The sequence below is a fragment of the Paractinoplanes maris genome (assembly GCF_023544465.1).
In the GTDB taxonomy this organism is placed as follows: domain Bacteria; phylum Actinomycetota; class Actinomycetes; order Mycobacteriales; family Micromonosporaceae; genus Actinoplanes; species Actinoplanes maris.
In genome coordinates this window covers 566,684-586,572 of sequence record NZ_JALPVL010000001.1, presented here as the reverse complement: position 1 = coordinate 586,572, position 19,889 = coordinate 566,684, and the positions used below count along the sequence as shown (strand labels likewise).

Annotated in this window: 17 protein-coding genes; 8 read left to right on the top strand and 9 right to left on the bottom strand. The window is 72.8% G+C overall.

The features are described from left to right. Positions 1 to 37: 37 nt before the first annotated feature. Together NAG42_RS02790 and NAG42_RS02785 are read right to left on the bottom strand one after the other, a co-directional pair. The gene (locus tag NAG42_RS02790) at positions 38 to 604 is read right to left on the bottom strand and encodes a type 2 periplasmic-binding domain-containing protein (RefSeq protein ID WP_250027615.1); all 567 of its coding nucleotides are present in this window, start codon (positions 602 to 604) and stop codon (positions 38 to 40) included. 1,164 nt (positions 605 to 1,768) lie between these two features. Next, entirely contained in the window at positions 1,769 to 2,161 is a 393-nt protein-coding gene (locus NAG42_RS02785; protein WP_250027613.1) for a RidA family protein, read from the bottom strand. Between the two features lie 30 nt (positions 2,162 to 2,191). Between NAG42_RS02785 and NAG42_RS02780 the strand changes: the two genes are divergently transcribed. After that, positions 2,192 to 2,908: a class I SAM-dependent methyltransferase gene (locus tag NAG42_RS02780; protein WP_250027611.1), complete on the top strand. Its 717-nt coding sequence runs from the start codon at positions 2,192 to 2,194 to the stop codon at positions 2,906 to 2,908. On the opposite strand, the gene NAG42_RS02775 is transcribed toward NAG42_RS02780, so the two are convergent. From NAG42_RS02775 to NAG42_RS02760, 4 genes are all read right to left on the bottom strand, one after another. After that, positions 2,905 to 3,612, bottom strand: coding sequence for a carbon-nitrogen hydrolase family protein (locus NAG42_RS02775; protein ID WP_250027610.1), 708 nt, complete (start codon positions 3,610 to 3,612; stop codon positions 2,905 to 2,907). The two genes, NAG42_RS02780 and NAG42_RS02775, sit on opposite strands and share 4 nt — an antisense overlap. A 58-nt stretch (positions 3,613 to 3,670) precedes the next feature. Next, on the bottom strand, positions 3,671 to 4,399 hold the full coding sequence (locus NAG42_RS02770) for a class I SAM-dependent methyltransferase (RefSeq protein WP_250027608.1): 729 nt from the start codon (positions 4,397 to 4,399) through the stop codon (positions 3,671 to 3,673). Positions 4,400 to 4,536: 137 nt separating this feature from the next. After that, the gene (locus tag NAG42_RS02765) at positions 4,537 to 5,574 is read right to left on the bottom strand and encodes a DNA polymerase III subunit beta family protein (protein ID WP_250027607.1); all 1,038 of its coding nucleotides are present in this window, start codon (positions 5,572 to 5,574) and stop codon (positions 4,537 to 4,539) included. Between the two features lie 50 nt (positions 5,575 to 5,624). Further along, complete coding sequence (locus tag NAG42_RS02760) at positions 5,625 to 6,221, bottom strand: LysE/ArgO family amino acid transporter (RefSeq protein WP_250027606.1); 597 nt, start codon at positions 6,219 to 6,221, stop codon at positions 5,625 to 5,627. A 71-nt stretch (positions 6,222 to 6,292) separates the two neighbouring features. On the opposite strand from NAG42_RS02760, the gene NAG42_RS02755 reads away from it, so the two are divergent. Further along, on the top strand, positions 6,293 to 7,090 hold the full coding sequence (locus NAG42_RS02755; protein ID WP_250027605.1) for a LysR family transcriptional regulator ArgP: 798 nt from the start codon (positions 6,293 to 6,295) through the stop codon (positions 7,088 to 7,090). On the opposite strand, the gene dapD is transcribed toward NAG42_RS02755, so the two are convergent. Beyond that, positions 7,087 to 8,079 (bottom strand): 2,3,4,5-tetrahydropyridine-2,6-dicarboxylate N-succinyltransferase, encoded by a 993-nt coding sequence (gene dapD / locus NAG42_RS02750; protein WP_438872349.1) that lies wholly within the window; start codon positions 8,077 to 8,079, stop codon positions 7,087 to 7,089. The genes NAG42_RS02755 and dapD overlap by 4 nt on opposite strands. 20 nt (positions 8,080 to 8,099) lie before the next feature. On the opposite strand from dapD, the gene dapE reads away from it, so the two are divergent. Next, a complete protein-coding gene (gene dapE / locus NAG42_RS02745; RefSeq protein WP_250027603.1) occupies positions 8,100 to 9,170 on the top strand; it encodes a succinyl-diaminopimelate desuccinylase in 1,071 nt (356 codons plus the stop codon). Here the strand turns inward: dapE and NAG42_RS02740 are convergent. Beyond that, positions 9,167 to 9,364: a hypothetical protein gene (locus NAG42_RS02740; protein ID WP_250027602.1), complete on the bottom strand. Its 198-nt coding sequence runs from the start codon at positions 9,362 to 9,364 to the stop codon at positions 9,167 to 9,169. The two genes, dapE and NAG42_RS02740, sit on opposite strands and share 4 nt — an antisense overlap. Positions 9,365 to 9,554: 190 nt before the next feature. On the opposite strand from NAG42_RS02740, the gene NAG42_RS02735 reads away from it, so the two are divergent. The 5 genes from NAG42_RS02735 to NAG42_RS02715 all read left to right on the top strand — a co-directional run bounded on the left by NAG42_RS02735 (position 9,555) and on the right by NAG42_RS02715 (position 19,473). Beyond that, positions 9,555 to 10,334 (top strand): LOG family protein, encoded by a 780-nt coding sequence (locus tag NAG42_RS02735; RefSeq protein ID WP_250027601.1) that lies wholly within the window; start codon positions 9,555 to 9,557, stop codon positions 10,332 to 10,334. Position 10,335: 1 nt separating this feature from the next. Beyond that, positions 10,336 to 10,887 carry an LOG family protein gene (locus tag NAG42_RS02730; RefSeq protein WP_250027600.1) on the top strand — a complete coding sequence of 184 codons (552 nt, stop codon included), beginning with the start codon at positions 10,336 to 10,338 and terminating at the stop codon, positions 10,885 to 10,887. 230 nt (positions 10,888 to 11,117) lie between these two features. After that, positions 11,118 to 12,179, top strand: coding sequence for a LacI family DNA-binding transcriptional regulator (locus NAG42_RS02725; RefSeq protein WP_308201099.1), 1,062 nt, complete (start codon positions 11,118 to 11,120; stop codon positions 12,177 to 12,179). A gap of 29 nt (positions 12,180 to 12,208) precedes the next feature. After that, entirely contained in the window at positions 12,209 to 16,096 is a 3,888-nt protein-coding gene (locus NAG42_RS02720; protein ID WP_250027598.1) for an ATP-dependent helicase, read from the top strand. Further along, complete coding sequence (locus NAG42_RS02715) at positions 16,093 to 19,473, top strand: ATP-dependent helicase (protein WP_250027597.1); 3,381 nt, start codon at positions 16,093 to 16,095, stop codon at positions 19,471 to 19,473. Before NAG42_RS02720 ends, NAG42_RS02715 begins: the two co-directional genes overlap by 4 nt. Here the strand turns inward: NAG42_RS02715 and NAG42_RS02710 are convergent. Next, positions 19,470 to 19,883: a pilus assembly protein CpaE gene (locus NAG42_RS02710; RefSeq protein ID WP_250027596.1), complete on the bottom strand. Its 414-nt coding sequence runs from the start codon at positions 19,881 to 19,883 to the stop codon at positions 19,470 to 19,472. The genes NAG42_RS02715 and NAG42_RS02710 overlap by 4 nt on opposite strands. Positions 19,884 to 19,889: the final 6 nt, after the last annotated feature.

Below are 19,889 nucleotides of genomic sequence, written 5' to 3'. Positions count from 1 at the left end.
CGTCGACGCGAACCGGCGAAGAGAAGCCGGGGGCCGGTCAGCCGTCGGTGCGGACGCCGGTGACCCGCACCGGAACCGTGAAGGTGGCGCCCTTGCAGGCCGCGTCGGCCCCCCGCCGCATGGTCAGCCCGCCCGGCACGTTGTAGGCCCCGATCGAGTTGCGGCCCACCTCCCACAGCACCTCGAAGGTGGGCTCACTCAGCCGTACGCCGGTGATCCGGCACCCCGCCTTCTCGTGCTGGGGGTCGGCGACCACCCGCCCACCCGGAGCCAACGACGTGATCTTGATGGGGAACCCGTTGTCGTTGGTGACCGCGACGACCAGGTCGCCGGTCGCGCCCGGCTGCAGCGTCTTGTTCCAGTCGGAGCGCGCCGGCAGTGTCAGCTCGACCGGCGCGCCGTCCGTCGACTGCGCCACCTCCGAGCCGGTGATCTGCCAGTAGGACCAGGCCGCGCCCGCGTTGACCACGACGGCGAGCAGCGCGGCAATGCCCAGGATCATCCTCGTACGGCGGTCCCAGCCCTTCTTGCGGCGCGGAGTGGCCGGGTGCCGGACCTCCCACGTGGGCTCCTCGTGGTCGGCCGGATCCAGTTCGATGTGCATGTCGGAGATCCTGTTGCCCTCGTGGCCGCCGTCGTTCAAACCACCACCCTCCCGAAGCCGGGTCAGAGCTTCACGCCGCATCACGACCGTGCCTTCTTCGTACACATGCGGCGCCTTTCTCTTCAGCGACAGGTGGGGACTCTTGTCAGATAACGGTCGCCGACGACCCGGGGTCGTGTGATCGGGATTCCGTCCGCGGTTCTACGCGCATAAATCGCACAGGTGCGACTGTCCGGCCTAATCCCAAAGAGGTAAGCCCGCGTCCCCCTCAGTTCATGGCTCTGACCTGCGGTAACGCCGCCGGGAGCCCAACCCGCGGCCACTCCGGAGGGGTTTCCACGATGTCCGCGCCCGATGCATTCCGTACGCTGCGCCCAGATCCCCATCCACCGAATGTCGACGGCATTCGTGTCTTCCGCCTAACCCGTCCGGGGCACACAGCGATCGAGCCCGCGGCGTGGGACCCCGCCGCGGGCTCGATCATTACCCCACCTATTTCGGAATGCCTTCGCCGGCCGAACCGCTGGCGGACGGTTCCAGTGCCGTCGGATCAGGCTCCCGCTCCGCGGGTGAGGACGCGGGCGGGGTGCAGCTGGACCGCGCCGCAGGCCGACCCCGGTGACCGGACGGGCCCTGGGTTACCGGCTCGGTCACGGAGTCCGTGGTCGGCGCCGGTTCATCAGATGAGCCTCCTGGACGCGATGGTCAATTGTTCGGTGCCCGGTGTGGCCGGGGCTCGAAGCGTTCCGGCGCTGCGACAAAGATGGCCGATGCGACGGGCGAGGGCGATCGTGTTTCCGACCGTCCTATCCGGAACGGCAGGTCAGCCGATTGCCGATGATCGGACTAATCCGCAGGGCTGACGGCGACCCCCAGCCATCGAGCGCACGCCGCACGCCGGCGATCACCCATACGCGCTGGTCGAGGCGCCAGGCAGCCACAACGACCGGCTATCAGCCGCGCGCCACCCGCTCAAGCGGCCGGACGGTCCCAGGCGGGCCGCAACCCCGGAAGGAGGCGGCCACGCGCGGGAAAAGCGAGCATCAATCGCGATGCTTGCCTACCTGCAACAGCAGCTTTCCCCCAATGGGTCAGGCGAATTCGACGGCCATTCACCTGAAAGAGGCTTGTCGGCGATACCTCTGTCGTGCGGATGGACCGGTCTCACTCGGCAGGCAGCACCGCGACGGCCTCGATCTCGACCCGGAAGTCCGGGTGCACCAGGCCGGCCACCTGCACCAGCGAGCTGGCCGGCGGCCGGGAGGGGTCGATGACCTCGTCGCGGGCGGCCCGGAAGGCCGGCAGGTCGGCGAGACTGGTCAGGAAGATCGTCAGCTTGACCACGTCGGACATCCGCGCCCCGGCCGCGTCCAGGGCCACCGCGATGTTCCGGAACACCTGGCGGGTTTGCGCGAGTGCGTCGTCCTCGCCGACCAGCCGGCCGTCCGCGTCGAGCGGCACCTGCCCCGACACCATGATTGTCGGGCCGGTGAAGGACACGGCATGGCTGTATCCGTTGGCCGGCGGCGACCCCGCGGGCCGGGTGTGGTGCTGCACGGATCGAGCCTAATGGTTACCGTCGGGCCCATGGGGCAGCTCTTCGGCGAGGTCGCGGCGCTCTACGACGAAGTCCGGCCCGGTTACCCGGACGAGGTGCGGCAGGCGATCCTCGACTACGGCGGCCCGCCCACCGGCATCGTCGAGCTCGGCGCCGGCACCGGCAAGGGCACCGAGCTGCTCGTCGCGTACGGGCCGGTGACCGCCTTGGAGCCCGACCCCCGCATGGCCGCCGTCCTGCGAGCCAAGTTCCCGCAGGTCGACGTGGTGGTGACGACATTCGAGGAGTGGACGCCGCCGGACCGGCGGCCCAGCCTGATCGCCTGCGCGCTGGCCTGGCACTGGATGGATCCTCAGACGCGCAACCGCCGGGCCTTCGACGCGCTCGCCCCGGGCGGCACGCTCGCCGTCTTCGGCCACAAGTACGCCTACGCCGACCCCGGGCAGGCCAAGGCCATCAGCGACGTGCTCCGCGGGGTCGACCCGACCGTGGCCGACCGCGCCGAGCACTGGGTGCGCGACGACGTGCTCGCCGCCGGTCTGTGGTCCGGGGTGGACGAGCGCCGCTTCACCACGTACCCGATCTTGGCCAAGCAGCGCTATCTGGAGCTGATGCAGACCTTCTCACCGTTTCGCCGCCACCCGCCCGACGAACAGCGTCGCACCCTGGAAGGCCTGGACGCGGCGCTGGACGGCTCGGTGCACCTGGAGCTGCGGACGAGCCTCGTGCTGGCCCGGAAAATCTAGACGCGGGCCAGCCGCTCGGCGAACAGGGTGGCCCGCGCCATCTCGCCGACCGCCCGGCCGGCCCGCGCGGCCACCTTGCCGTCCGGCGCCCAGATGCCCGACCGGCCCGCGGTCTCCGGATAGGCCGGGCCGGTCGCGCCGGCGGCCGAGGCGATGGCCACCCAGACCCCGTACGCCTGACTGATCCGCCGGGCCCGCTCGGCGTGCACGACATCGTCGGCCGGCTCGTCGACCACCCCGGCGACGTAGGCGTCGATGCCCAGCGCGGCCAGGGTCGCCGCGTGCTCCTCGATGCCGGTGTCGCGGCAGATGCCGAGGCCGAGACGCCAGCCGTCCACCTCGATCACCTCGGGTCCCGGCCCGGGGGCGAAACGAGACTCGGTGTGGTGCGGGTTGAGCTTGCGATAGGCCACCCGGGCGCCGTCGCCGTCGATCAGCAGGGTTGCGATGTGCGGACCGGCGACCGGCGCACCGGCCAGCGCGATCGTGTCGGTGGCGGCGCACGCCTCGATCAGCGGGTGCAGCCGCGGGTCGTCCGGCGAGACCAGAGGGGCGTCCAGGTCGTAACCGGTGAGCGACATCTCGGGGAAGACGACCAGCCGGGCCGCGGACGCGCGCACCGCTGCGGCGTGCCGGGCCGCGTTGGCGGCGATATCAAGCGCGTGGACGGGCGGCTGGGCTACGGCGATGACCAACGAGCGCATGGGCCGATCTTTCTCGCGGGGGTGGTGGTGCGGGGGTGGTGGTGCGGGGGTGTCGTGTTCAGGGACGGACGGCTTCGACCAGGAAACGGTGGGCGGCGACGGTGAAACCGCCCCGCAGGCGGATGAACGTCTCGAGGCGTTCGAGGGCGCTCTGATAGAGCCTCGGCGAGAAGTCGCGGATCTGCCAGGGCAGGTCCCGAAGCTGGCGCACCACGGCACCGACGTCGTGGAACGTGACCGGCGGCCGTTCCTCGCGGACGTCGGTGACCTCGAGGCCGGCGGCGGTCAGCGCCGAGACCGCGACGTCGGCGTTCCAGGGTGCGCGGTGAGCCGGTGGCGCCCCCAGCGCCACGTTCAGCTCGGCCAGGTCGTCGCTGCCCACCTGCTGGCTCAGCACGGTGCCGTCGCGGCGCAGCAGGCGCACGATGTCGTCGGCCGGGAGCCGGCCGTGCCGGCTCAGGACGACGTCGAACTCGTCCTCGCCGCCGGGCAGTTCGGTGCGGACCTCGACGGCCAGCGGGGCCAGGCGGTCGCGGGCCACGGGCGTGTTGCGAGCCCAGCTCTCGACCGCGACGGTGTGTTGCGGCAGCGGGGCCAGCTCGGCCAGCAGCTCGCCGTTGCCGGTGTCCAGGTCGAGGGCCGAGGTGGCACGTCGCAGCAGCGTGCGGGCCATGGCGGGATAGGACCAGGAGGGCTCGGAGCCCACGTCGCGCCCGTCCAGCCAGGCGAACTCCCAGCCGGTGGCGCGCTCGCCGGCTGATTCCTCGTACTGCTGCCCGATGCGCACCCGACGACCGTAGCCAGTGCTCCTGTGCCTGGTACACCGGTGTGACGTGACTCAAGCCCTATCGCGTGACGAGAACGTAAATTGTTACGCCGCCGCGACCTGGGCCCGGCGCTGCGGTCCGGGCCGGTCACGGCCGGTCAGGAGCGGACCGGCATCAGGATCGAGAAGCGGGAGTCGTCGCCCGGGACGCGCACGGCGAGTGGCTTGATCGGGCCGTCGAGCTCCAGCACGAGCTGGCCCGCGCCGCCCGCGTCGAGCGCCTGCAACAGGAACTCCCGGTTCACCGCGAGGTGTGCTTCGCCGTTCCACGCATCCTCCGGGACCAGGCTGACCGCGCCCGCCGGGTCAACGGCCAGGACCGCGATCTCGTACGGCGTTCCGTCATGCACCCGCGTCACGACCGGCGCGGCGGCCACCCGGTCGCGCAGGGCGGCCGTGTCGATCGTGACCCGGGTGGTGGGCGCGGCCAGCCCGGCGAGCAGGCGGCGGTGGTCGGGGTAGTCGATGTCGAGGGGCTCGACCGCCGGCGGGCCCGGCTCGGCCCGTACGGAATCGGGGGTGAGATCGAGAACGGCCCGGTGGCCGGTGAGTGCCGGGCGCAACGCGTCGACGAAGGCGAGCGGGAGCACCGCCCGGATCGGCGGCCCCTCGACCTCGGCGTCGGCCGACGCGACAGCCATCCGGAAGCGGTCGGTCGCGACCAGCGTGAGCACGCCGCCGGTCACGTCGAGCAGCACGCACCGCAGCATCGGGAGCGCGGGATCGGTGCCCGCGGCGAAGCGGACGGCGTCGATCGCCGCGGCCAGATGGGCGGCGGGCAGGCTGACTCGGGTCATGAGCTTCTCCTCCAGGTCGAGCAGGGTGTGGATGTGGAGGAGCTCCCGCCGGGCGTCGGCCAGCCCGTCCTCGAGACGCTGCCGGTGACGGTCGAGCCGGCGGCGCAGGGCGGACGGGTCGGCCAGGTCGCGGACGGCCTCGGCGATCTCGGCCACCGGCATGCCGACGCGGCGCAGCCCCGCGATCAGCCGGGCCGCCCGCAGCTGATCGTCGTGGTAGCGGCGATAGCCCGTGGCCGCGTCGACCTCGGCCGGCACCAGCACGCCCGCACTGTCGTAGAACCGCAGCGCGCTGACGCTGAGCCCACTGGCCCGCGCGACCTCACCGATACCCCGCATGTCTCCTCGCACACCCCGACCCTGTGGCCTCGACCAGGTAGAGGGTCAAGCTAACCGAGCAGGAGCAGGGCCGCGACGGCCAGCATGACCACGGCGATCAGGCCGTCCAGCACCCGCCAGGCCGAGGGCCGGGCCAGCAGCGGCGCGAGCCGGTGGGCGCCGGCGCCGAGGGCGGTGAACCAGACCAGACTGGCCGCCGCCGCCCCGGCCCCGAAAAACCAGCGGTGTGGGTGCTGCTGGGCGACCGAGCCGAGCAGCAGCACGGTGTCGAGATAGACGTGCGGGTTGAGATAGGTCAGCGCCAGGCAGGTGAGCAGCGTCGCGCCGAGGGTGGCCGGCGCCCGCTCGGCGGCCTGCAGTCCGGCCGGGCGCAGGGCCCGGCGGGCGGCCAGCACGGCGTACGTGAGGAGGAAGGCCGCGCCGACCCACTTGATCACCGTGACCCAGTCGGGCCGGGCCGTGACCACCGCGCCCAGCCCGCCGATGCCGGCCAGGATCAGGAACAGGTCGGAGAAGGCGCAGACGAGCACGACCGCGAGCACGTGTTCGCGGCGCAGGCCCTGGCGGAGCACGAAGGCGTTCTGCGCGCCGATGGCGATGATGAGCACGGCGGACGCGAAGAAGCCGGCGACGACGGAGGTGAGCACGGATTCGACGCTAAGCGGACAGCCGGTCGTACTCAAACTAAAGATTTTGACGTTGCATTAGCATCGCTTATGTGGACTTCGCGCAGCTGGCCACCTTCCAGGCCGTCATCGAGTCGGGGAGCTTCGACGCCGCGGCGCGTGAGCTGCACGTCACGCCCTCGGCGGTGAGCCAGCGGATCAAGGCGTTGGAGCGCTCGGTCGGTCAGGTGCTGGTCCGCCGGGCCAAGCCGTGTGTGGCGACCCCGGCCGGTGAGGCCCTGGTGCGGTTCGCCGGGCAGGTGGCGCTGCTCGAACGGGAGGCGATCGGCCAGGCGCGCGACGGCACCCGGGTGTCGATCGTGGTGAACGCCGACTCGCTGCACACGTGGTTCCTGCCGGCGCTGGCCGCCGTGCCCGGCCCGCAGTACGAGCTGCACACCGACGACGAGTTCTACACGGCCGACCTGCTGCGCTCCGGGACGGCCATGGCCGCAGTCACCGCCGACGACACCGCGGTGCAGGGCTGCCGGATCGAGCGGCTGGGTGCGATGCGCTATCTCGCGGTCGGCCGGCCCGACGACCGGGCGATGATCCGGTACGACCGGAAGGATCGCCTGCAGCACCGGCTCCGACCGGACCAGGCCGACATGCCGGAGCACTTCGTGCCGTCGGCCTCGGCGTTCATCGAGGCGATCCGCCTCGGGCTGGGCTGGGGGCTGGTGCCCGAGTGGATCGCCCGGGACGACATCGCCGCCGGTCGCTACGCCGATCTCGAGCCCGGCCGGCACCTCGACGTGCCACTCCACTGGCAGTACTGGCGGATCGGCTCCGAGGTGCTGGACGAGCTGACCGCCGCCGTGAAAGCGGCGGCCGCTCCGTACCTCCGCTAGGAGTTCGCGTGCAGGGCCGCGTTCAGCTCGATGCCGGTGCCCTTGCGCGGCTTGGCCTCCAGCGCGCCGGTCACCGAGTTGCGCCAGAAGAGCAGGCCGTCGACCCCGGAGAGCTCGCGCGCCTTGACCACCCGGCCGTCCGGCAGCGTGATCTTGGAACCGGCCGTGATGTAGCAGCCCGCCTCGACCACGCAGTCGTCGCCGAGCGAGATGCCGATGCCCGCGTTGGCCCCCAGCAGGCTGCGCTCGCCGATGCGCACCTTGTCCTTGCCGCCGCCCGAGAGCGTGCCCATGATGGACGACCCGGCGCCGATGTCGGAGCTGTCACCGACCACGACGCCCTGCACGATGCGGCCCTCGACCATCGACGTGCCCAGCGTGCCGGCGTTGAAGTTGGTGAAGCCCTCATGCATGACCGTCGTGCCCGAGGCCAGGTGGGCGCCGAGGCGCACCCGGTCGGCGTCGGCGATCCGGACGCCCGAGGGCACCACGTAATCGGTCATCCGCGGGAACTTGTCGACGCCGAAGACGGCCAGGTGGCGGCCCGCGGCGCGCTCCAGGAAGCGCAGCTCGTCGACCCGGTCGGGCGGGCACGGGCCGGCCGACGTCCAGGCCACGTTGGCCAGCGCGCCGAAGATGCCGTCGAGGTTGACCGAGTTGGGCACGACGAAGCGGTGCGACAGCAGGTGCAGCCGCAGGTACGCGTCGGAGGCGTCCTTGATCGGATCGGCCAGCGAGGCGATCGTGACGCGGACCTCGACCGTCGACAGGCCGGGCAGCGCCTTGGGCCCGGTCAGCCCGGCCGGCAGCACCGGCGCCTCGGCCGGCGTCTCGCCCAGCCCGAGCAAGCCCGCCGGGAACCAGGTGTCGAGCACCTGCCCCTCGGCGGTGACGGTGGCGAGGCCGATGCCCCAGGCGGGGGAGGTCGAGATCGCAGTATCCACGGCCCGAACCCTACTAAAACCCTGAGCCCGGTCGTGATTCACCATCGGGCGGTATCGTGCGGCCTATGGCCAACCCGCTTACCCCGGACGTGTTGGTCGACCCGGTGGAGCTCACCCGCACCCTGGTCGACATCGAGTCCGTCTCCCGCCACGAGCAGGCGATCGCCGACCACGTGGAGGAAGTGCTCCGGCAGGCGTCCCACCTCAGCGTCGACCGGCTCGGCAACACCGTCATGGCCCGCACGGATCTGGGGCGCGACCAGCGAGTGGTGCTCGCCGGCCACCTGGACACCGTGCCGATCAACGACAACTTCCCGTCCACCGTCGTCGACGACCTCATCTACGGCTGCGGCACGTCCGACATGAAGAGCGGGGTCGCGCTGGCCCTGCACCTGGCGGCCACGCTGCCCGATCCGCGCTACGACCTCACGTTCCTCTTCTACGAGGCCGAGGAGATCGAGTCGAAGTACAACGGCCTGCACCTGGTGGCCGAGGCGCACCCCGAGTGGCTGCTGGCCGACTTCGCGGTGCTGCTCGAGCCGACGTACGGGGTGGTCGAGGCGGGCTGCCAGGGCACCCTGCGGGCGCTGGTCCGCACGACCGGCCGCCGGGCCCACACCGCCCGCGCCTGGCGCGGGGTCAACGCGATCCACGCCGCGGGCGAGCTGCTGCGGCGGCTCACGGACTATCGGCCGCGGACGGTCACGATCGACGGCTGTACGTATCGCGAGGGCCTCAGCGCGGTCAAGATCCACGGTGGGGTGGCCGGAAATGTCGTCCCGGACGCCTGTGTGATCGAGGTCAACATGCGCTTCGCGCCCGACCGCACCGAGAAGCAGGCTCTCGAGCACGTCCATGAGGTGTTCGAGGGCTACGAGGTCGAGCTGACCGACTCGGCGCCCGGCGCCCTGCCCGGTCTCTCGGCCGCGCCGGCCCGCGAGTTCCTCACCGCGGTCGGGGCCGAGCCGGCGGCCAAGCTGGGCTGGACCGACGTGGCCCGGTTCGCGGCGCTGGGCATCCCGGCCCTCAACTACGGACCCGGTGACCCGCTGCTGGCCCACGCCCCCGACGAGCATGTCGAGATCGGCAAGATCCGCGACGGCGCGGCCACGCTGCACCGCTGGCTGGCCTCCTAAGCCGGGCGGACCGCCACCCGCCCGATCGCCCGGACGGTCAGCGGCTGGATCTCCATCGTGGCCTCCGGGTCGGCCGGCACCTCGCCGCCGGCCGGGGGCCGGGCGCCGAACGCCATCCGGCGTTCCTCGACCACCAGGCGGATGCGCCGCTGCATGCGACGCTGCATCTTCAATCGCTCGTATCTGGTCGTCACGGTGGCTCCTTAAGCCCGGCCGCCATGCCAGGCGCAGTGCGTGCGTGCCGCGAGTTGGTAACTGAGAAGACGCTCCAGAGCTACCGTCCGTTGCTTCAATCTGGCAAAAAGGTCGCGCACCCGCAATCCTCTTGCCGAAACCCACCCGGTTGTTCACCGGGTAACTGACCGTCCGCACTACCTTTTAGACATGACGGACAGCACCAACGGACGACGTGACGGTGCGCCGGAGCGTCATCGCGGCGCGGTGACGCTTCGCCGCGAGTCGATCCCGCCGAGCACGGCCGACGAGAAACTCCTCGATTCGCACCACCGGCGGGAGTGGAAGACCAAAGACGCCTGGCGGGCCTTGCGCATCCTCTCCGAGTTTGTCGAGGGCTTCGACACCCTGGCCGACCTGCCGCCGGCGGTGAGTGTCTTCGGCTCGGCGCGCAGCCGGCCGGACAGCCCGGAGTGCGAGCTCGCCGCGGCTCTGGGCGCCGCGCTGGCCGAGGCCGGCTACGCGGTGATCACCGGCGGCGGGCCCGGCGTGATGGAGGCGGCCAACCGCGGGGCGACCGAGGCCGGCGGCATGTCGGTCGGGCTCGGCATCGAGCTCCCCTTCGAGCAGGGCCTCAACGACTGGGTCGACATCGGCATCGATTTCCGCTACTTCTTCGTCCGCAAGACCATGTTCGTCAAGTACGCCCAGGCGTTCGTGGTCCTGCCCGGCGGCTTCGGCACGCTCGACGAGCTGTTCGAGGCGATCACGCTGGTGCAGACCAAGAAGGTGACCCGCTTCCCGGTGATCCTGATGGGCACGGCGTACTGGTCGGGCCTGTTCGACTGGATGAAGGGCACCCTGCTGGCCGACGGCAAGATCAGCGAAAGCGACCTCGATCTGATCCAGCTCACCGACGACGTCGACGAAGCGGTCCAGCTCATCGTGGACGCCGACGCGGCGCTCGCTGACACCCACGGACAGCGGTGACGTGGCCGCCATCGGCGTTTTCTGCGCCTCCTCCAGCACCCTCGAGCAGAAGTGGCTCGACCTGGCCACCCGCACCGGCCAGGAGCTCGCGGCGCGCGGGCACTCGCTGGTCTCGGGCGGTGGCTGCGTCGGCATGATGGGCGCGGTGGCCGACGGCACCCGGGCCGGCGGCGGCCACACGCTCGGCGTGATCCCGCAGTCGCTGGTCGACCTCGAGGTGGCCGATCTGGCCTCCGACGAGCTGATCGTGACCGACGACATGGGCGCCCGCAAAAACATCATGATCGAGCGGTCGGACGCCTTCATCACCCTGCCCGGCGGGCTCGGCACGCTCGACGAGCTCTTCGAGGTGTGGACCACGGCCACCCTCGACCTGCACCGCAAGCCGATCGTGCTGCTCGATCCCGAGGGCTTCTACGACGGCCTGCTGGGCTGGCTCGACCAGCTCGCCGACACGGCGTTCGTGCGGACCTCGGCGCTCGACCGGGTGATCGTGGCCAAGTCGATCAGCTCGGCGTTGGACGCCATCGAGGAACGGGTAACCCCGGGCTGAAGGTGTCACGCCGGGTGGGTGTCACCACACCCACCCGGCGTGACCAGGGGCCTCGGCGGGCCCGCCGGGCGGCTCAGGGGCGCGCCGAGCGCGCTCTCACCGGGACACGTCGGTGCACACGCTCCGGCCGCCCGGCGGCGTCGCGCCCGCCGGGGCACGCGCTGGATCGGTTGAGCCGACAGTGCAACGGCGGATCGCCGGGCGTCAACGGAGCAATTGCGAACGTACGCATGGTGCCCGTTTCGCGGCACTCGTGGAAGACTTCCGGCATGGCCCCGCAACGGGCGACACTCCTCCAGGTCGCACAGCGGGCCGGCGTGTCCCGCAGCACGGCCTCCTTCGTCCTGGCTGGACGCCATCTGGACATGAGGATCTCGGAAGACGCCCGCCGCCGGGTGCTCCGGGCGGCCCAGGAGCTGGACTATCGGCCCAACCTCATGGCGCGGAGCCTGCGCACCAAGGTGACCCGCACCATCGCGCTGGTCTCCGACACGCTGGCCTCCGATCCCTATGCGGGCAAGGCGATCCAGGGTGCCCTGGCGGCGGCCGTCGCCCACGGTCGTCTGCTCTTCATCGGCGAGACCGAGGGCGACCCCGTGGTCGAGGAGAAGCTCGTCTCCGACCTCATCGACCGGCAGGTCGACGCGTTCGTCTACGCGAGCATGTTCACCCGCTATGTGCGGCTCCCCAAGCAGCTCAAGGGGCACCCGGTCGTGCTGCTCAACTGTCTGACCCGCGGGGCCGAGCCGGCGCAGCACCAGATCATCCCCGACGAGCTGACGGCCGGCTGGAACGCGGCCGTCACCCTGCTCGAGGCCGGCCACCGCGGCGGGATCCATCTGGTCGGCAACGCCGACGAGCACGTCTTCGCCGGGCGTGAGCGGCTGGCCGGCATCCGCGAGGGGCTGAGCTCGGCCGACACCCGCCTGGCGGGGATGATCGACTGCGACTGGTGGCCCGACTCGGCGTACGACGCGGTGAGCCGGGCCCTGGCCGAGGGTCTGCGGCCGCAGGCGCTGATCTGCCTCAACGACCGGATCGCGCTCGGCACCTATCAGGCCCTGCGCGAGGCCGGCCAGGTGATCCCGGACGACGTGTCGGTGATCTCGTTCGACGACTCGGAGCTGGCCGCCTGGCTGCGGCCCCAGCTGACCAGCATTTCGCTGCCGCACTACCAGCTCGGCTGGGAGGCGGTCGAGAGGCTGCTCGGCCCGGAGTCCGGCCCGCTCGTGCACCGGGTGCCGATGCCGGTCCGCCGGCGCGCGTCGACCGGGAAACCGTCCGTTAGTTAACGTCGGACCCTCGTGGTTTCCTTGTTGCCGTGAGCACGCCGGCCTCCTCGTCCGCCGCGGTCCGCCGTCCGGCGTACCGCTTGGTCCGGCGTCCCCCCACAGCCCTGCCGCCGCTGATCGACGACCCCTTGCAGACTTATGTGTCCTCGCACGTCGACGGCCCGCTTCTGGTGGTCGGTGGCCCCGGCACCGGCAAGACGGCCACGCTGGTCGAGTCGGTGGCCGCGCGCATCGCCGACGGCGTCGATCCGGAGCGCATCCTGGTCCTCACGTTCGGGCGGCGCGGCGCCTCGGCCCTGCGTGACCGCATCGAGGCGCGGATCGCCGGCGACCCCGGCCGGATCGTGCACGAGCCACTGGTCAGGACCTTCCACGCGTACGCGTTCGGTCTGCTCCGCCGGGCCGCGGCCGACCGCGGCGAACCGTCCCCGCGCCTGCTCACCGGCCCCGAGCAAGACCTGATCATCCGCGAGCTGCTCGAGGCCTCGGGCGACATCGACGAGCCCGACCCGATCGGCTGGCCGGCCGCGCTGCGCCCCGCCCTGCCCACCCGGGCGTTCGCCCAGCAACTGCGTGACCTGATGCAGCGGGCCGCCGAGCGGGGGATCGGCCCGGTCGAGCTGGCCCGCCTGGGCGAGCGCCTGGGCCGCGACGACTGGCCGGCCGCCGCCCGCTTCCTCCGGGAGTACGTCGCGGTGCTCGCCCTGCGCGACGTCACCACGCGCGGCTCATCGGCGTTCGACCCGGCCGAGCTGGTGCGGGCGGCCTCGGGCCTGCTGACCGACAACCCCGACCTGCTCGAGGCCGAGCGCCGCCGCCTGGCCTACGTCTACGTCGACGAGCTGGCCGACACCGACCCGGCCCAGATCGAGCTGCTCGTCCTGGTCGCCGGGGGCGGCAAGCCCCTGGTCGCCTTCGGTGACCCGGATTCCTCGATCTACGGCTTCCGCGGCGCCGACCCGGGCGCGGTGGCCGGCTTCCCGGCCAAGTTCCGGACGGCCTCGGGCGCCCTGGCCGAGACGCTGACGTTCCACACCAACTACCGCGCCGAGCCCCCTCTGCTCTCCGCCACGTCCCGGGTGTCCCGTCGCATGCGCGGCCCGATCAAGCACCGCCCCATGCACCCGCCCCCGCCGCTGCTCGGCCCCGAGCCCCCACCCGCGGCCCGGCCGGCCCAGGCCCCCATCCCACCCGCCGCCACCCCAGGCTCCGCCGCCGTGCCTTCGGCGGCCCCGAGCTCTGCCGCTGTGCCGTCGGCGGCCACCCCGAGCTCTGCCGCTGTGCCGTCGGTTTCCGCGCCGGGTTCCGCCGGTGTGCCGTCGGCTGCCGCGCCAAGCTCTGGCACGGCGCCGCCTTCTCCCGGCTCGTCCTCGTCAGCCGGCCACGGCGCACTTGCCCCGGAGACGGTGGTCCGGATCTTCCGGGCGGCCACCGCCGAGGCTGCCTACGTGGCCCACTGCCTGCGCGAGGCGCACCTGCTGCACGGGGTGCCGTGGTCCCGGATGGCGGTGATGGTGCGGAGCACGTCGTTGCAGCTGCCGTCGTTGCAGCGGGCGCTGGCCGCGGCGGGCGTGCCGACAGTCACCCACGCCGAAGACCTGCCGCTGCACCTGCAGCCCGCGGTGGCCCCGTTCCTGCTCCTCCTGCGGTGCGCGCTCGACGCCGAGGCGCTGAACGAGGAGACGGCCGTCGCGCTGCTGCACTCGTCGCTGGGCGGGGCCGATCCGCTGGCCGAGCGGCGGCTCCGGCAGGGGCTGCGGGCACTGGCACTGGCCGCGGGGGACCGGCGTCCGTCCGGCGAGCTGCTGGTCGACGCGGTTCGCGACCCGGCCGGGCTCGACATGGTGGAGCGGCGCTGGGCCCTTCCCGCGCAAAATGTCGCCCGTCTGCTGGCCACCGCACGGGAGGCCGCCGCGGCGCCGGGAGCCACCGCCGAGCAGGTGTTGTGGACGGTCTGGCGGGCCAGCGGGCTGGCCGACCGGTGGTATGCGATGAGCACCCGCTCCGGCCCCGCCCCCGAGAACGCCGACGCCGGCCGCGCCCGGCAATGGCGGGCCGAGGCGGCCGACCGCGACCTGGACTCGATGGTGGTCCTGTTCGACGCGGCGGCCCGATTCGTCGACCGGCTGCCGGGGGCGCGCGTCGAGGTGTTCCTCGATCACGTGCTCGGGCAGGACCTGCCGGCCGACTCGATCGCGCCCAGTGCCGACCGGGGCGAGTCGGTGCGCCTGCTCACCGCGCACGCCGCCAAGGGCCTCGAGTGGGATGTCGTCGTGCTGGCCGGCGTACAGGAAGGCATCTGGCCCGACCTGCGGCTGCGCGGCAGCCTGCTCGGCTCGGAGCGACTGGTCGACGTGCTCGCGGGCCGCGCCGCCTCGGGGCAGGCCGCCGTCGTCGGTGAGACGTCCGCCCTGCTCGACGAGGAGCGGCGACTGTTCTATGTGGCCACCACCCGGGCCCGCCACAAGCTCATCGTCACCGCGATCGCCTCGGCCGGTGTGGGTGGCTCCGAGGGCGAGGAGCAGCCCAGCCGCTTCCTCACCGAGCTCGGCCTCGCCGACGAGGGCCCCGGCCCGACCCCACCCCCCGAGCCGCCGCCCCCGGCCGACCCCACTCCGCCCGGCCCAGATCTGTGGGACACCGACCCCCAGGGCCCACGCGACTCCGCCGCCGCCGCTCCCCACGACCCGCGCGACTCCGAGGCCGCTGGTTCTGGGAGCGCCGCTGGTTTTGGGAGCGCCGCCGGTTCTGGGAGCGCCGCCGGTTCTGGGAGCGCCGCCGGTTCTGGGAGCGCCGCCGGATCTGGAGCCGTGGGCAAAGATGGCGTTGCCGCAGCTGAAGGCGACGACGAGGAGGACTGGCCGGCTGAGGAGCCGCCGGACGAGGAGCCCGATGAGGCCGTGGTGGTGGACGGTCCGGAGGAGATTCCGATGGGGCGGCCGCCGCGCGCCCTGACGCTGTCGGCGCTGGTGGCCGAGCTGCGTACGGTCGTGGTGGGCAGTGACCAGACGCCCAGCCGGCGGCGGGCCGCGGCCGTGGAGCTCGCCCGGCTGGCCGCGGCGGGCGTGCCGGGCGCCCACCCCGACGAGTGGTGGGGCCTGCGCCCGCTGTCCGACGACCGGCCGCTCGTCGACGAGGGCGAGGCCGTCAAGGTCACCCCCTCCTCGATGGAGAGTGCCCTGCGCTGCAGCCTTCGCTGGCTGCTCGAACGCCACGGCGGCGCCGCCCCGCCCGGGCCCGCCCAGGGAGTCGGCAACCTGGTGCACGCGGCCGCCATGCTGGCCGAGGACGCCAACGCCGACCGCGAGAAACTGGTCGAGTACGTCAGCGCCCGGTTCGAGGCGATCGAGCTGGCCGCCCGCTGGCTCGCCGGGCCCGAGCAGGAGCGCGCCCAGGGCATGGTCGACAAGTTGCTGCGCTGGCTGGCCGTCAACCCGCGGCGGCTGCTGGCCATCGAGCACGAGTTCAGCGTCCGCCTGGAGGATCCGACCCGCCCGATCCAGCTCACCGGCCGGGTCGACCGGCTCGAGATCGACGAGGACGGGCGCCTGGTCGTCATCGACCTCAAGACCGGCAAGAGCACCGCCGTCGCCGCGGCCGAGGTCGAGGAGCACGCCCAGCTCGCCGGGTATCAGACCGCGGTGCAGGCCGGCGCCTTCGCCGATTACGGCGACGAGAGCGGTGGCGCCGCCCTGGTGCAGCTCGGCCCGGGCAAGCAGGCGCGCGAGCAGATGCAGCTTCCGCTGGCCGACGCGACCGACCCGCAGTGGGCCTACGAGATGGTCCGCCGCACGGCCGACACGATGGCCGCGGCCACCTTCTCGGCCGTCGCCAACAGCCGGTGCCGGGTCTGCCCGGTGCGCACCAGCTGCCCGGTCTCGGGCAAGGGACGCCAAGTTGTGGAGCAGGGCCAGTGACCCAGCCCAGCCTGTTCGCCGACGAGCCGGCGGCGCCCCGCCGCCGTGCCGATTCCGGGCCGCGATACACGCCGGAGGAACTGGCCCGGCTGCTGCACCTGCCCCGGCCCACGGCCGAGCAGTCCGAGATCATCTCCGCCCCGGTCGAGCCGTTGCTGGTGGTGGCCGGGGCCGGCTCGGGCAAGACCGAGACGATGGCGTCGCGGGTGGTCTGGCTGGTCGCCAACAGCTACGCCCACCCCGACGAGATCCTCGGCCTGACCTTCACCCGCAAGGCCGCCGGTGAGCTCGCCCACCGGGTGCGAACCCGGCTCGGTCAGCTCGTGCGCCGGCTCGGCCGCGACGACGCGCTGGCCGGCGAGGCCACCATTTCGACCTATCACTCGTACGCGGCCCGGGTTGTCACCGAGCACGGCCTGCGGGCCGGCTTCGAGCCGTCGGCCCGCCTGCTCACCGAGGCCGCGCGCTGGCAGATCGTCGACTCGCTGGTCCGTTCGTACACCGGCGAGATGACCGGCGTGAACCGCGCCCCCGGCACGGTCACCGACGACGTGCTGGCGCTGGCCGGTGAGCTGGCCGAGCACCTGGTCTCGGCGGACGACCTGGCCGCCTGGACGGGCCGCTTCTTCGCCGAGGTGCAGGAACGGCCGGGCAAGGTCTACAAGGACGTCAACGACGTGCTGACCCGGCAGCGCCAGCGGCTCACCCTGCTGCCCCTGGTGCGCCTCTACGAGCAGCGCAAGCTCGACCTGGAGGCGATGGACTTCGGCGACCAGATGGCCCGTGGCGCGCTGGTCGCCCGCGACCATCCGGAGGTCGGCGAGATCGAGCGCGGCCGCTTCAAGATCGTGCTGCTGGACGAGTACCAGGACACCAGCCACGCCCAGGTGACCATGCTCAACGCGCTGTTCGGCGGCGGTCACCCGGTCACCGCGGTCGGCGACCCGTGCCAGTCCATCTATGGGTGGCGCGGTGCGTCGGCCGGCACCCTCGACCGGTTCCCCGACGAGTTCGTCCGGCCCGACGGCGAGCCGGCCCGGGTGGGCGGTCTGACCCGCAGCTGGCGCAACCGCCCCGAGATCCTGCGCGTCGCCAACACGCTCTCCGCCCCGCTCCGCGCGTTCGGCGCCCGCGTCACCGAGCTGCGGGCCGCGGAACGGGTCTCCGGCGCCGTCGGTGGCCGCACGGTGGCCTGCGCGCTGCTGCCCACCTTCGCCGACGAGGCGGCCTGGATCGGCGACTCGATGCTGACCGCCTGGCGGATCACCGCCGGCCTGCCCGAGGCGCTGCCCGGCGAGATCCCGGTCGAGAAGCGTCCGACCAGTGCCGTCCTGGTTCGCGTCCGCAGTCAGATCCCGGCCATCGAGGAGGCGTTGCGGGCCCGCGGCCTGCCGGTCGAGGTGGTCGGCCTGGGTGGTCTGCTCGACACCCCCGAGGTCCGCGACGTCGTCTGCTCGCTGCGGGTGCTGGCCGACCCGACCGACGGGGCGTCGCTGTTGCGCCTGCTCACCGGGGCCCGCTGGCGGCTCGGCCCGCGCGACCTGGTGGCCCTGCACCGCCGCGCCCGCGGGCTGGCCGCGGCCCGGGCCGCCGTGGTGGCCGGGGCCGAGCCCGACGACGTGGTGTCCGACCGACTCGACGACGCGACGCTGGTCGAGGCGATGGCCGACCTGGGCGCGCCGCAGCAGTACTCGGCCGAGGGCTATGCGCGACTGCACGCGTACAGCCGGGAACTGAGCGCCCTGCGGCAGCGCCTCGACCAGCCTCTGCCCGACCTGGTGGCCGACATCGAGCGCACCATCGGCCTGGATGTGGAGGTGGCCGTGCGCGGCTGGGCCGCCGGCGACGCCGGTCTGGCCCGGGGCCACCTGGACGCGCTGGCCGAAACGGCCGCCCGCTATGCGGCCGAGACCGACGGTGGCACGCTGGCCGGCTTCCTGGCCTTCCTGACCGCGGCCGAGGAGGAGGAGCGCGGTCTCGAACCGGGCCAGGTCGACGTGGTCGAGGGGGCCGTCCAGATCCTCACCGCGCACGCCGCCAAGGGCCTGGAGTGGGACGTCGTGTCGGTGGCCGGGCTGAGCAAGGGTGTCTGGCCCGGCCTCGTCCGCAATACCGACCACTACCTGATGGGCATCGGCGTGCTGCCGTTCCCGCTGCGCGGCGACTCCGACGGTCTGCCGCGGCTCGACCTCTCCGCGGCAACCGACCAGAAGGGCGTGCTCAACGCGGTCAGTGCGTTCGGCGCCGCTTGGCGCGACCACGACGAGCGGGAGGAGCGCCGGCTGGCGTACGTCGCCGTGACCCGCCCCCGCCGGCTGCTGCTCGCCTCGGGCTACTGGTGGGGTGACGGCGTGAAGCGTCCGCGCGGCCCGTCGGTCTTCCTCGAGGAGATCCGCGCGACCTGCGACGAGGGGGCCGGCGTGGTCGACGTGTGGACGCCCGAGCCGGCCCCGGACGCGACCAACCCGGCCGCCGAGGCGGTGGTCTCCGCGCAGTGGCCGTTCGACCCGCTGGGCCTGCGCCGCCCGGCCATGGCCACCGCGGCCGACCTGATCCGCCGCATGATCGCCGCCCCCGACCCGGAGGCGGCCGAGGCGTTCGCCGACCTGGCCGAGGCCGAGCCCGAGGTCGCGGCCCGGGCCGGACTGGCCGCCGAGCTGGTCGGCCTGCCCGCCGATAAGGACCCGGACATCGCCCGCTGGCGTCTCGAGGCCGGCTTGTTGCTGGCCGAGCGGGACGAGCGGGCCCGCCGGGACGGGCCGATCGAGGTGGCGCTGCCCGGCCACCTGTCGGTCTCGCAGCTGGTGGTGCTGCGCCGCGACCCGCAGGCCCTGGCCCGCTCGCTGCGCCGGCCGTTGCCCCATCGTCCCCTGCCTCATGCCCGAAGGGGCACGGCGTTCCACGCCTGGCTCGAGCAGCGGTTCGGTGCCGTCCGGCTGATCGACATCGACGAGCTGCCCGGGGCGGCCGACGAGGACGCGGCCGGCGACGAGGAGCTGGTCGCTCTGCAGGAGGCGTTCCTGGCCGGGGAGTGGGCCGAGCGCACGCCGGTCGAGGTGGAGGTCCCGTTCGCGACCACGATCGCCGGGGTGGTCGTGCGCGGGCGGATGGACGCGGTCTACGCCGACACGGCCAACCGCTTCGACGTCATCGACTGGAAGACGGGCCGGCGACCCGAGGGGCCGGACGCCGACGCGGCCGCGGTGCAGCTGGCGGCCTACCGGCTGGCCTGGGCGTCACTGGCCGGGGTGCCGCTCAACCGGGTGCGGGCCGGCTTCCACTACGTCCGCGAGCAGGTCACCGTACGCCCGGTCGACCTGCTCGATGCCGCTGAGCTGGCCGCCCTGATCGAGCGACTGCCCGAGCGGGCGGCCTAGGCCTCCGCTCCCGCCGCGGCCAGCAGGTGCAGCAGTGCCGCGGCGTACGCACCCTCGACCGCGCTGTCGGCGAAGGAGCGCTCCTCCCCGAGCAGGTCGATCAGCACCTCGTATCCGGCCGGTCCCCGCCGCAGCGTGCGGAACGTGCCCCCGAGCAGCTCGCGCAGCTGGTCCTCGCGGGGCAGCCAGACGGTCTCGTCGAGTTCCACGTCATCGATGGCCCACTCGGTGGTGCCGTTGAAGCCGATCACCCGGCCCTCCGGCATGGTGTGCACCTCGATCGTCATGTTGCTGAGCACGAAGGTCTCTTCGTCGAGATCCCGGTCCGGGATGGCGAAGCGGTCCCCGAGTGTGGGCTTCCAGGCCAGCCCGGCCTGTCTGAGCTGCTGTGCCAGTTCAACGCCGATCACCGGCGA

Bases quoted from the DNA above. Each gene is read 5' to 3' on its own strand.
- NAG42_RS02790 (WP_250027615.1), bottom strand. From the start codon at position 604: ATGCACATCGAACTGGATCCGGCCGACCACGAGGAGCCCACGTGGGAG.
- NAG42_RS02780 (WP_250027611.1), top strand. From the start codon at position 2,192: ATGGGGCAGCTCTTCGGCGAGGTCGCGGCGCTCTACGACGAAGTCCGG.
- NAG42_RS02775 (WP_250027610.1), bottom strand. From the start codon at position 3,612: ATGCGCTCGTTGGTCATCGCCGTAGCCCAGCCGCCCGTCCACGCGCTT.
- NAG42_RS02765 (WP_250027607.1), bottom strand. From the start codon at position 5,574: ATGCGGGGTATCGGTGAGGTCGCGCGGGCCAGTGGGCTCAGCGTCAGC.
- dapD (WP_438872349.1), bottom strand. From the start codon at position 8,079: ATGGTGAATCACGACCGGGCTCAGGGTTTTAGTAGGGTTCGGGCCGTG.
- dapE (WP_250027603.1), top strand. From the start codon at position 8,100: ATGGCCAACCCGCTTACCCCGGACGTGTTGGTCGACCCGGTGGAGCTC.
- NAG42_RS02735 (WP_250027601.1), top strand. From the start codon at position 9,555: ATGACGGACAGCACCAACGGACGACGTGACGGTGCGCCGGAGCGTCAT.
- NAG42_RS02725 (WP_308201099.1), top strand. From the start codon at position 11,118: ATGGTGCCCGTTTCGCGGCACTCGTGGAAGACTTCCGGCATGGCCCCG.